This is a genomic window from Marinagarivorans cellulosilyticus (genome assembly GCF_021655555.1).
GTDB classification, from domain to species: Bacteria; Pseudomonadota; Gammaproteobacteria; order Pseudomonadales; family Cellvibrionaceae; genus Marinagarivorans; species Marinagarivorans cellulosilyticus.
Map to the genome: position 1 here is coordinate 2,244,641 of NZ_AP023086.1, position 11,785 is coordinate 2,256,425.

The following is an 11,785-nucleotide window of genomic DNA, read 5'->3' on the forward strand; positions in this document are numbered from 1 at the left end:
TGCATTTTTAGAGATGCCCTTAAGTTTTGTAAAGCTTAAGTGCCTTAGTCTTTCACTTTTACCAAGCCTGCAAGCCTCCTCCCTTTGCTCCCGCGCTTCAATCCCCTTCTATGGTGGCGCTTAAGCGTCTGTATTGTCGTAATTAAGTGTGAATAAATCACATGGTGACTGCCAAATTGTACATATTTTTTAACAGGCTAATAATTTTATACTCCTTGGCGCCCTAGCAAAGCGTGTGTATAGGGTGACTCAATACCTCAATAGTAACCAGTGGAGCATGATTATGTATAGCGGCCGTTATAAGAACAAAATGCGTCAATTGCTGATATGTATTACATCGGCATATTTATCTTCAGGGTTTGTAACAAGCGCTCAGGCGCAAAGCTCTATCGTAAAGCGGGAATCTTTACGCCTACCGGTTTTGACATCTAAAGAAGTAGCGATCGAAAAAAATAGTGACGACGCTACACCTTTGCAGCTTCTGCCGTTTGTGGAAGATATTAAGCTATTTAAATTGCTCGAGCCTGTAGATAACTTTAATGCCATTACGCAGTTTGAGTTTTCAAGAGAAGAAAAGTCGAAAATTTTTGAGGACAGGAAATTTACTGTAAAAATTGATGGCAAAGAAACTATTAATTTTAATGACCAAGGCTTTGCCCCTGATATAAAACCCGGTGACGGCGTTTTTACGGGGTTTAGTCGTGTTGACTTTGATGAAATAGAAAGGGACGAGCAAGCGTTACTGAAGCGCTTATCAAGATCGAAAGTCGATAGCGTGAAAGTTTTTTCAGGCAGGGCTGTTACATCGACATCAAAGTTTAGTGTTGAGCATGCTATTCGCCAAAAAGATTCAATCAAACCGGAAAAGCTCCAGTTTGGCAAAAATGTTGTGGCTGTGCGTATTCCGTCAATATTCAATACTATTTCGAGCATCCCTTTTACTGCAGACGAAAATAAGGTTTTAGGTATTAATAATGTGGCTGTAGTGGCTAACCCTGGTTTTACTTATGATCCGTGTAATACCGATGGAACTGGCAATGATGTTGACCCTGACGCACCTTGGTCGTTTAAAACTTTAATGTCTAATTTAAATCAAGGTACAGGTTTAACCGATCAAGAGTTTATACATAATTGGCTGAGCAACTGGATTAATAGCACCTCGGTAAACGGCCAAAACATACCGGCGCGGCCGGCCATTACCGACTATTTCCCTGGATGGAATGGCATTAACCCGGTGACGTTGGATGTTGATAATCTACCATTTCGGTTACTGTCGATTATGAATCGATTGGATTTAGCGAAGGTGGGGTACAGCGGGGTGAGCAGCCAAGGTGAAACGCGCTTTGTATTTGGCTTGTTAAATCCCAACACCTGTGGCCCAGCTGTGGGCATTGATCAGATGACGGCCATCTTAGAATATGCTGATCCTGCGAGTAGCTGCAGTAGTGTTAAATCTCGGGCGCAGCAGTGGTTGGAGTTGGACGATTTTGCAGTCGGCTCGCCGATTTACATGAATAAATTAAAAACGATAACCGACAATGTGACTTTAGCTCCTGCGGCGGCTGCAACACTTAACCAACTGCGTACTAATGATTTTGCTTTTGATGGCATTGGCGCGCTGTCTTCACCATGGAGTTTAAGGGAGTTTGTTGTTGATGTGGGGGGCAGTGGTCTGCTTGAGCCTGCAACGACTAAACAAACGCCACCTACGAGTTTAAGGGCCAGCCCTATTACGGCGGAATATATTGAAGGCAACGCCGCTAACGTATTGTGCGAGACCTATGTGGTGCCCGATACCTTTACCACCTCTGGGGGGCTGACTGTGCCATTTTTGGCCGCTAGCCTTGATTACTTAAATACTTCTTTTTGGGCTCCCCCAGTAAATCAGGCGAATTTACCGGCGAGCTTCCCCAGCTGCCATTCAAGCAGTATATCTTCGATATCGCCATTTGTGACTTTGCCCACGCAAATTCAGTCTGAAGCGCGACACAAATTTTCGGTCAACACTTGTGATGATTGTCATGCAAGGGAAACCAATACGACCTTTACCCATATTAGTCCTGTAACGCGCAACTTTTCTGGTTTTATGACCGGAGTTGTTGTGGATGACCCATTACTTGGTGGTGTGGCTTTCGGTGGTATAGAGCGCGAATTTGATGACTTACAGCGCCGAGGGCAAATTGTTCAAGATTTGGCGGTAAGAAGTTGCAAGGCAGGTATTTTCTTGGGCTCGCCAATACTTCAGGCTAATTTGCCTTTGCAGTTTACGCACTAGTTAGAGAGTTATGCCTTAGCAGCATTGCGCTCTCTAAGCTGTAGCGGCGACTGTTAAATAATGTTTTAAAACCCAGCTTGCTGGGTTTTTCTATTCTGGGGGTAATTGATAAATTACATAGGGTTTATTGTGTTTGGCTTGTGTGCAGCTTTTCTTCTGCAAAGTCGTATTCGGGTACAGGTACTGGAATGGGGTGGGTATCATTTTTTGGGTTGTATTTTCTGCGCTGTTTTTTGGCTTTTTTGTGGGCGATGTAGCGCGGGTCATCGAGCCAGTTAATAAGGTGAATATTGCCTTCGTGATCCTCAATTAATGCCGTGCACGATTCCACCCAGTCGCCGGTGTTGTAGTATTCAATACCGGCGATTTTTCTGTGGTTTGCGTGGTGGATGTGCCCGCATATTACACCGTCATAACCCTGCTTTTTGGCACCATAGGCTACGGCTTTCTCGTAATCGTTAATGTAGCGTTGTGCGCGCTGAATGTGCTTTTTTAAAAAACCAGAAAAAGACCAATACCCATGACCTAAGCTAGCGCGCAGGCGGTTGAATTGGCGATTTAAAAACATGAGAAGTTCATAGCCGTTGTCACCAATATAACGAAGTAGCCCGCTACAGTGGGTTACCCCTTCGTATTGATCCCCGTGGATAACGAGCAAGCGCTGGTTGTTGGCTGTGACGTGGGTTGTTTTGTTCACCAGTTGAATATTTTCAAAACGATTGTTGGCGTATTTGCGCAAGAATTCGTCGTGGTTGCCGGTGATATAGGTAATATTCACGCCGCTTTTCGATAATTTAAAAACGCGTTTTATCACTCGGCTGAAAGCGGGTTTCCAATAAATCCCTTTTTTCATTTTCCAGCCATCTAAAACATCGCCTACGAGATAAAGGTGCTCGCACGAGTGATACTTCAAAAACTGATTAAGCGCAGACGCTTTGCAATCTTTGGTACCCAGGTGAATGTCGGAAATAAAAATGCTGCGCCATTCGGGCGCGCTGCGTTTTTGAGATGCCCCGTTAGTCTCGCCACTTGAGGGTTGTGGCGAGTGAGCGGCGTCGATAAGGTGTTTCATTAGATGGCTATTCATGTGATTAGTATCAATAGCCTGTGTGAACAATAAATGACTAAATCTTTAAAGCTTTATGACGGTGCTATGGGTTAATTAGCTGGCTTGAGTTGTTGTAGCCAGGGCAAAGCGTCTTTTAGTGTTTTGAACTGTGGGTAGGGTTGCGCTTTGTTGTTGGGGGTTGATGTTAAGCGAATGCATGGCATGCCTGCTGCAATGGCGGATTGTTCTCCTGTGTCGCTATCTTCTATTGCTAGGCAGTATTGTGGCTCTATTCCAATTTGCGCGGCTGCGTGAAGGTACACATCGGGCGAGGGTTTGCTATTGGACACATCGTTTTTGGTGCTAATGGCGGTGAAGTACGGTGCGAGCTTATGCGCGGCTACAGAGTGAAGAACTTCTTTGCGATTGGCGCCGCTGGCAATCGCGAGTGGAAACTTTTGCTGCGCAAGGTGGATAAGCGCTTCGAGCGCACCGGGCAGTAAGGGGAATGGCTGCGAAGCCAGATGCTGATTCAAGGCTGCTATTTTTAGCTCGTACAGCGCGCTGGCACTTATCGGGAGTGCAAACTTTTGCTGTATGCGTTGTGCTGTTTCTAGGGTGGGCAAGCCGTTGTAGTCGGCGCAGTAGCTGGTGTAGCTAAGCTGCTGCTGGTAAGTGTGCAACACGCTATTCCAGCAGGCGCAGTGCACGCCCTCTGAGTCCACAAGGGTACCGTCGTGATCAAAGATGACGGCTTTGATGGTAAGCATTGGTGGGTTTGTCATGGCGAAGGGGCTCTTGGAGGCTCTTTGACTTTATTCGTTGGTTCCTTTGTGGTATAAAGCGCGCCCAGCTTTTGCTGGGGAATCTTTGGCAAAAAGCCGAGGTTCATAAATAACTACTATTGTCACACATATACCGACACGTTTGCCTGGGTGCTTCTAAGCAGTTTATCTGTTGATGAGGTTGGTAATCGGGGTATATGGAGGCCTAACCCAATACATTATTAGGAATTATATTTATGCCTACAGTAAGCATGCGCGATATGCTCCAGGCCGGTGTTCACTTTGGTCACCAGACTCGTTACTGGAACCCAAAAATGGGCAAGTTCATTTTTGGCGCTCGTAACAAAATTCACATTATCAACCTTGAGCAAACGACTCCTGCTTTTAACGAAGCATTAGAGCTTGTTCGTAAAATGGGTGCCCAAAAGAAGAAAGTTCTTTTTGTTGGTACTAAGCGCGCCGCTCAAAAATCTATTATTGAGCAAGCTGCACGCGCAGGTCAGCCATATGTAAGTCACCGTTGGTTGGGTGGCATGTTGACCAACTACAAAACTATTCGTACTTCTATTCGTCGTTACCGTGATCTTGAGGCGCAAAGCCAAGACGGTACTTTCGAAAAGTTGACCAAAAAAGAAGCGCTTATGCGTACCCGTATGATGGAAAAGCTTGAGCGTTCTATCGGTGGTATTAAAGACATGGGCGGCTTGCCTGATGCATTGTTTGTTATCGATGTTGAGCACGAGCGCATTGCTGTTCAAGAAGCTAACAAATTGGGCATTCCTGTTATTGCAATCGTTGATACTAACTCTAACCCAGAAGGCGTAGATTACGTAATTCCTGGTAACGACGATGCTATTCGTGCAATTAAGCTTTATACCACAGCGATGGCGGATGCTTGCTTAGAAGGTGCTGCGGCATCTAATGGCAAAGATGAATTCGTTGAAGTTGAAGGCGGCGAGCAACAAGCAGAAGCTTAATTCTGTTATTGCCGGCTAAGGCTGGTAATGCTGTATAGGTTTATACGGCTGTAATATATAAATACTAAAAAGGGGGGCTAACCCCCCTTTTTTTTAATGAATTTTTATTCTTGAGGATAATTATCATGGCAATTTCTGCTTCTATGGTGAAAGAGCTGCGCGAGCGCACTAGCCTTGGCATGATGGAGTGTAAAAGAGCGCTTCAGGAAACTGATGGCGATATCGATCAAGCGATTGAAAACTTGCGTAAGCAAAGTGGTTTGAAAGCGGCTAAGAAAGCTGGCCGTACCGCTGCTGACGGTGTTGTTAGCGTTATCGTAAGTGACGATGGCTCTTACGGTACTGTTATTGAAGTTAACAGCGAAACCGACTTTGTTGCGCGTGACGAAGGCTTTATGGCTTTTGCTGATAAAGTATTGGCAGCTGCGCACGAAGCAAAGTCTGAAGACGTTGCGGCAGTAATGACGGGTGCTTTGGGTGAAGAGCGTGAAGCATTGGTTCAAAAAATTGGCGAGAACCTAAGCGTTCGTCGCATTAGCGCTATTAGCTCTGACGGCGTTGTTGGTGCTTATAAGCACTCAAACAACCGCATTGCGGTATTGGTTGAGTTGAAAGGTGGCGATGCTGAGTTAGCGCGTGACATAGCTATGCATGTTGCTGCTGTTAATCCGCAAGTTGTTTCTCCTGATCAAATGCCACAAGATTTGGTTGAGAAAGAAAAAGAAATCATTGCTTCACAACCTGATATGGCTGGGAAACCTGCCGAGATCGTTGAAAAAATGGTTATGGGTCGTATCAGCAAGTTCCTTAAAGAGGGCAGCTTGATCGAGCAGCCTTTCGTTAAAAACCCTGAGTTAACAGTGGGTGCTTTGGCTAAACAAGCCGGTGCGGAAGTTGTTAGCTTTGTGCGTTTTGAAGTGGGTGAAGGTATCGAAGTAGAAGAAGCTGACTTCGCAGCAGAAGTTGCCGCGCAAGTTGCAGCAGCAAAAGGTTAATCCGCTGTTGTAAAGCGGGGCCGGTTATCTGGCCAAGAGCTCGCAGAGTGTTGAGTTCTAAAACCTTTCTATGAAAAGGCGGGAGTCACACCTCCCGCCTTTTTGCTGTTAAACTGCCGCCAAAATTTTTATGGAGATGGTTATGCCGACGACACGTGATCGTAAATATAAGCGTATTCTACTGAAGCTCAGTGGTGAGCAGCTTATGGGGGACGAAGGCTTCGGGATCGACCCGAAAGTTCTCGATAAAATGGCGTTAGAGATTGGCCAGCTGGTCGGTATAGGTGTTCAGGTTGGTTTAGTCATTGGTGGTGGTAACCTTTTCCGTGGTGCCGCGCTGAGTAAAGCCGGCTTAGATCGCGTGACGGGTGATCACATGGGCATGCTGGCCACAGTCATGAACGCGCTTGCGATGCGCGATGCCTTGGAACGATCTAATATTTCATCCTCGGTTATGTCTGCTATCCCTATGAGCGGTGTGGTAGAACATTATGACCGCCGCCGCGCAATTCGTTTGCTAGAAGATGGCGAAGTGGTTATTTTCTCTGCCGGTACAGGTAATCCCTTCTTTACTACAGACTCTGCTGCCTGCCTGCGCGGTATTGAGGTTGATGCCGAGCTTGTGCTTAAGGCGACTAAAGTTGATGGCGTGTATACCGCAGACCCGGTAAAAGACCCAACTGCAACCCGTTATGAGCGTTTGAGCTACGACACAGTGTTGGCCGATAAACTTGGCGTGATGGATTTAACCGCGATTTGCTTGTGCCAAGAGCATGATATGCCGGTGCGTGTATTCCAAATGGATAAGCCTGGCGCATTACTGAATATTGTTGTGGGTGGTAACGAAGGGACTTTAATTGAGGCGCAAGGCGAATAAAGCCATAAGGTTCTTAACCGTTTTAAAACAAAAATTGTACTCGTAGAATTAGGTGATGAAAATGATTAACGAAATCAAAAAAGACGCCGAAGAGCGCATGAAAAAAGCGATTACGGCTTTAGGTACTAACTTCAATAAAATTAGAACAGGACGTGCGCACCCTAGCATTCTGGACAGCGTACACGTTTCTTATTACGGTTCTGATACACCTTTATCGCAGGTAGCGAATATCAGTGTTTTAGACGCCCGAACGCTATCGATCAGCGCATGGGAAAAGTCTATGGTGCCTGAAATCGAAAAAGCGATTATGAAGTCTGATTTGGGTTTGAATCCTTCGTCTATGGGTGAGCTTATCCGCGTGCCTATGCCTGCGCTTACAGAAGAAACCCGCAAAAACTATATTAAACAAGCAAAAAATGAAGCTGAAAATGCCCGTATTTCGGTGCGTAATGTGCGCCGTGATGCCAATGGCGCATTGAAAGACTTAGTTAAAGATAAAGAAATCAGTGAAGATGATGAGCGTCGCGCGCAGGATGACGTGCAAAAAATAACCAACAAGTATATTGCCGAAGTTGATGCTGCTTTTGCAGCAAAAGAAAAAGACCTCATGGTTATATAAGGCAAGGTTGATTAGTGAATTCTCTTCGTCATGTTGCCATCATTATGGATGGCAACAACCGCTGGGCTAAGCTGCAGGGCAAGTCCGGCATTTTTGGTCATAAAGCGGGTGTGGAACGCATTCGTGATGTACTTGGTGCTTGCCGAAAGCGCGATGTAGAAGCGTTAACGCTATTTGCATTTAGCAGTGAAAACTGGAAGCGCCCACCCAAAGAGGTGGAGGCCTTAATGGGCCTTTTTTATAACTATCTGAAAAAGGAAGCCAAGAAGCTCGCTGACGACGGCGTTCGCTTAAAAGTTATCGGTAATCGAGATCGCTTTAGTCCGCGTTTAATGGATGCTATTACCGAAGCTGAATCCATAGCTTGCGGTGTTGAGAGTACACTGGTGATTGCGGCAGATTATGGCGGCAAGTGGGATATTGCCAATGCTGCGCGAAGATTAGCCGAACAGGTTGCTGCCGGCCAGATCAAACCTGAGCAGGTAACAGAGCAAACCATGGAACCCTACATGTCTACCGATGGTTTGCCGCCTCTTGATTTGTTAATTCGCACTGGTGGTGAATACCGTATTAGTAATTATCTATTGTGGCAGGCCGCTTATGCTGAGCTGTATTTTAGTCCGCTATTGTGGCCAGACTTTAATGCCGAGGCAATGAACGTGGCAGCCGATGACTTCCACTCTCGCCAGCGTCGTTTTGGGAAAACCAGCGAGCAAATAAAGGCGAGCATGGGAGATTCCAGTGCTTAAACAACGTGTGATTACAGCCGTTATATTGCTGGCTGTTTTCCTAATAACGCTCTTTGTGATGGCGCCGATTGGCTTTCAACTTTTTGTTTTGCTGATGTTTGGTGTTGCCGCTTGGGAGTGCTCTAATTTGGCAGGGCTTTCTCATCTGCTTGCGCGCGCGAGCTACGCCTTGGCATTGACTGCTGGTGTTATTACTGGGTGGTTATATTTGCCGGTAGTGGATGGGTTGCGCTCCTTTTTTGTTGTTGCAGCGGTTTGGTGGGCTGTGGCGCTGCTTTGGGTGCAAGGTTATCCGGCAAGTACTATTTTTTGGCAAAGTCGCGTTGCACGTGCGTTGATTGGTGCATTAACACTCATTCCTGCGGGCGTAGCCGTTTTGACTATTCACGGTTTTGCCAATGGGCAATGGCTGGTGTTGGCCTTGTTGTTGTTAGTGGCAGCCGCTGATACTGGCGCCTATTTTAGTGGTAAAGCGTTTGGAAAGCGTAAGCTGGCACCTAATGTTAGCCCTGGGAAGTCTTGGGAAGGTGTAATCGGGGGGCTAATTCTTGTGTCTTCAATTGCACTGGCTTACGGTGTATTAAGTGGCCAAGCTTGGTATATCGGCTTAGTGTTAGCGTTACCTGCTGCGGCAGTTTCTGTATTGGGTGATTTACTTGAAAGCATGCTCAAGCGGCACCGTGGGGTAAAAGATTCTGGCACTATTTTGCCTGGTCATGGCGGTGTGTTGGATCGAATAGACGGCGTTACGGCCGCAGCCCCAATATTTGCCTTGGCGCTCATTGCAAGTGGTTGGTTACTGTGACTGCAAGCCAGCTTGAACAAGTCACAATTCTTGGTGCCACCGGCTCTATTGGCGTTAGCACTTTGGATATTATTGCTCGCCATAACGATAAATTTTCTGTTTTTGCCCTTACTGGATACAGCCAGATAGATAAGCTATTTGAGCAATGTGTGGCTTATGCGCCGCGTTATGCTGTAGTCGCTAACGCCGATGCTGCCGCGCAGCTTACGCGGATGTTAAAGCTTCAAGGTAACAAAACGCAGGTGCTTTACGGCGAGCAGGCGCTGGCCGATGTAGCTGGGCATGTGGATGTAGACACTGTAGTGGCCGCAATTGTGGGTGCAGCAGGTTTGGTGCCGACACTCGCGGCAGCTAAACAGGGCAAGAAAATATTGCTAGCGAATAAAGAATCCCTTGTGATGGCAGGCGGCCTTTTTATGGCGGCGGTTAAGCACGGTGGAGCAACGCTATTACCTGTAGATAGCGAGCACAATGCTATTTTTCAGTGCTTGCCTGCGGCTTATGAGTCTTTAGAGCACGCCGGTGTTTCTAGAGTGCTGTTAACGGGGTCTGGCGGGCCGTTTCGCGATCGCTGTCGTTCCGAGCTGCTTAACGTTACGCCAGAGCAAGCTTGCGCGCACCCGAATTGGAGCATGGGGCAAAAAATATCTGTCGATTCTGCGACCATGATGAATAAAGGGCTGGAGTTTATTGAGGCTTGTTGGTTATTTAACGCTCGCAGCGACCAAATTGAAATTGTTGTTCATCCGCAAAGTATTGTTCATTCAATGGTTGAATACGCAGATGGCTCTGTACTGTGCCAAATGGGCATGCCGGATATGCGAACGCCCATCGCCAATTGTTTAAGTTGGCCCGAGCGCATAGAGGCGGGGGTGGAGCGCTTAGATTTTACCCGCCTGAGTCAGCTTGAGTTCCACGCGCCTGACTTTGAACGCTTCCCCTGTTTGCGCATCGCCATAGATGCTATTAACCAAGGGGGAACAACACCGGCCGCAATTAATGCTGCTAACGAGGAAGCCGTAGCAGCTTTTCTAGCGCGTAAAATAGGGTTTCTTGATATTCCAAGTGTTGTTGCTCAAGTAGCTAATGGCTGGTCGCACGGAGAACCATCGGGATTAGCTGATGTCATATCCGCCGATCAAGAAGCTAGAGCTTTAGCGCAGCGCTACATCACTACGCTGAAATAGCGCAATTATTAGGGTTGGTTGTGGAATTTATTCATACCGTTGCAGTTTTTTTGTTTGTACTCCTCATCTTGGTATCTATCCATGAGTGGGGGCACTTTATTATTGCGCGCAAGTGCGGTGTTAGAGTACTGCGTTTTTCGGTGGGCTTCGGTAAGCCTTTTTGGCGCTTTTATGACAAGTACGGTACCGAATTCGCGGTAGCGCCTATCCCGCTTGGCGGGTATGTAAAAATGCTGGACGAAACAGACGAAAACGTTGCGCCAGCGGATAAAAACAAAACGTTTGAAAGCCGTAAAACATGGCAGCAGATTGCCATCTTAGCGGCAGGGCCGATTGCTAATTTTATTTTGGCGGTATTGCTATTTTGGTGGCTAGCTATGCAAGAGGCCACCTTGCCAAGCCCCGTTATCGGCGAGGTCGAGCCTAATACACCAGCGGCTTATGCTGGCTTGGAGGAAGGGCAGCACATTATCGCGATAGATGGCGTCGTTACGCCTGGGCGAAGCGATGTGTACGAGCGTTTAACCCACCGTTTAGGCGAATCTGGCAGCATTATTGTGACGGTGAAATACCCAGACAGCAGCGATTTAACCTACGACATGGAGGTTGTGATTCGCGATTGGATGAAAGGTAGTGAAGCGCCAGATCCTTTAGCTGGGATTGGTGTGAAGTTTTATCGGCCGCATATTCCTGCCTTAATTGATAGTGTATTGGAAGGCAGTGCGGCTGAGGATGCTGGATTCCTCGCCGGAGACGAAGTGATCAAAGTCGATGAGCTTGAGGTGGATGGTTGGCAGAGCTGGAGTGAATATGTTCGTCAAAGACCTAATCAGCCGCTAGCGGTCAGTGTTAAGCGTAATGGGCGCGTAAAAGAGCTGACTTTGACCCCTTCATTAGTCGAAGTTAAAGGGTTCGGTAAAGTTGGCCAAGCGGGTGTTGGCGTTAAAGCCGTATCCTGGCCGGAAAATATGCTTGTAACCCGAAAGTTAGGTATTACAGCGGCTTTAGATAAAGCGGTTGAAGACACTTGGTCCAATTCAGTGATGGTGCTGGTTTCGATTAAAAAACTGCTGCTAGGGCAGATATCGATTAAAAACTTGAGCGGCCCGATAGGCATTGCTAAAGTTGCCGGCGATTCAGCAAGGGCGGGCCTGCAGTACTACTTGCACTTTATGGCAGTTTTAAGTGTTTATTTGGGCGTGTTTAATTTACTGCCCATCCCCATTTTAGATGGCGGCCGTATTGTTTTTTGTTTGGCAGAAGGCATCAAAGGTTCTCCACTTTCCGAGCGCGTGAAAATGGCGGGCCTGCAGTTAGGTTTGATGTTTATGGGGGTACTGATGATTATGGCTTTTTATAACGATATTCTTCGCCTTTAATTTTGGTGTTGCCGCATTAAATATTTAGACTAGAACACATTTATGTTACGCAAAAGGCTGTTAGTCAACGCGGACAATAACAACAATTT

11 protein-coding genes are annotated in these 11,785 nt (G+C 46.8%); 9 read left to right on the forward strand and 2 right to left on the reverse strand.

The features are described from left to right. The first annotated feature begins 283 nt into the window (after positions 1 to 283). Positions 284 to 2,275 carry a hypothetical protein gene (locus MARGE09_RS08780; protein WP_236986957.1) on the forward strand — a complete coding sequence of 664 codons (1,992 nt, stop codon included), beginning with the start codon at positions 284 to 286 and terminating at the stop codon, positions 2,273 to 2,275. Between the two features lie 124 nt (positions 2,276 to 2,399). On the opposite strand, the gene MARGE09_RS08785 is transcribed toward MARGE09_RS08780, so the two are convergent. Both MARGE09_RS08785 and MARGE09_RS08790 read right to left on the reverse strand, forming a co-directional pair. Continuing rightward, positions 2,400 to 3,362, reverse strand: a complete 963-nt coding sequence (locus MARGE09_RS08785; protein ID WP_236986958.1) for a UDP-2,3-diacylglucosamine diphosphatase — start codon at positions 3,360 to 3,362, stop codon at positions 2,400 to 2,402. Between the two features lie 71 nt (positions 3,363 to 3,433). Further along, entirely contained in the window at positions 3,434 to 4,108 is a 675-nt protein-coding gene (locus MARGE09_RS08790; RefSeq protein WP_236986959.1) for an HAD family hydrolase, read from the reverse strand. Positions 4,109 to 4,344: 236 nt separating this feature from the next. On the opposite strand from MARGE09_RS08790, the gene rpsB reads away from it, so the two are divergent. From rpsB to rseP, 8 genes are all read left to right on the forward strand, one after another. Next, the gene (gene rpsB, locus MARGE09_RS08795) at positions 4,345 to 5,085 is read left to right on the forward strand and encodes a 30S ribosomal protein S2 (RefSeq protein WP_236986960.1); all 741 of its coding nucleotides are present in this window, start codon (positions 4,345 to 4,347) and stop codon (positions 5,083 to 5,085) included. A gap of 125 nt (positions 5,086 to 5,210) precedes the next feature. Continuing rightward, positions 5,211 to 6,080, forward strand: coding sequence for a translation elongation factor Ts (tsf, locus tag MARGE09_RS08800; protein WP_236986961.1), 870 nt, complete (start codon positions 5,211 to 5,213; stop codon positions 6,078 to 6,080). 142 nt (positions 6,081 to 6,222) lie between these two features. Then, a complete protein-coding gene (gene pyrH / locus MARGE09_RS08805; protein ID WP_236986962.1) occupies positions 6,223 to 6,957 on the forward strand; it encodes a UMP kinase in 735 nt (244 codons plus the stop codon). Positions 6,958 to 7,018: 61 nt separating this feature from the next. Further along, positions 7,019 to 7,576: a ribosome recycling factor gene (frr, locus tag MARGE09_RS08810; protein ID WP_236986963.1), complete on the forward strand. Its 558-nt coding sequence runs from the start codon at positions 7,019 to 7,021 to the stop codon at positions 7,574 to 7,576. Positions 7,577 to 7,590: 14 nt separating this feature from the next. After that, a complete protein-coding gene (gene uppS, locus MARGE09_RS08815; protein ID WP_255711929.1) occupies positions 7,591 to 8,325 on the forward strand; it encodes a polyprenyl diphosphate synthase in 735 nt (244 codons plus the stop codon). Further along, positions 8,318 to 9,130, forward strand: a complete 813-nt coding sequence (locus MARGE09_RS08820) for a phosphatidate cytidylyltransferase (RefSeq protein ID WP_236986964.1) — start codon at positions 8,318 to 8,320, stop codon at positions 9,128 to 9,130. Before uppS ends, MARGE09_RS08820 begins: the two co-directional genes overlap by 8 nt. Continuing rightward, on the forward strand, positions 9,127 to 10,317 hold the full coding sequence (gene ispC, locus MARGE09_RS08825) for a 1-deoxy-D-xylulose-5-phosphate reductoisomerase (RefSeq protein ID WP_236986965.1): 1,191 nt from the start codon (positions 9,127 to 9,129) through the stop codon (positions 10,315 to 10,317). Before MARGE09_RS08820 ends, ispC begins: the two co-directional genes overlap by 4 nt. A 20-nt stretch (positions 10,318 to 10,337) precedes the next feature. After that, the gene (gene rseP, locus MARGE09_RS08830; RefSeq protein WP_236986966.1) at positions 10,338 to 11,696 is read left to right on the forward strand and encodes an RIP metalloprotease RseP; all 1,359 of its coding nucleotides are present in this window, start codon (positions 10,338 to 10,340) and stop codon (positions 11,694 to 11,696) included. Positions 11,697 to 11,785: the final 89 nt, after the last annotated feature.

Bases quoted from the DNA above. Each gene is read 5' to 3' on its own strand.
- MARGE09_RS08780 (WP_236986957.1), top strand. From the start codon at position 284: ATGTATAGCGGCCGTTATAAGAACAAAATGCGTCAATTGCTGATATGT.
- MARGE09_RS08785 (WP_236986958.1), bottom strand. From the start codon at position 3,362: ATGAATAGCCATCTAATGAAACACCTTATCGACGCCGCTCACTCGCCA.
- MARGE09_RS08790 (WP_236986959.1), bottom strand. From the start codon at position 4,108: ATGACAAACCCACCAATGCTTACCATCAAAGCCGTCATCTTTGATCAC.
- rpsB (WP_236986960.1), top strand. From the start codon at position 4,345: ATGCCTACAGTAAGCATGCGCGATATGCTCCAGGCCGGTGTTCACTTT.
- tsf (WP_236986961.1), top strand. From the start codon at position 5,211: ATGGCAATTTCTGCTTCTATGGTGAAAGAGCTGCGCGAGCGCACTAGC.
- pyrH (WP_236986962.1), top strand. From the start codon at position 6,223: ATGCCGACGACACGTGATCGTAAATATAAGCGTATTCTACTGAAGCTC.
- frr (WP_236986963.1), top strand. From the start codon at position 7,019: ATGATTAACGAAATCAAAAAAGACGCCGAAGAGCGCATGAAAAAAGCG.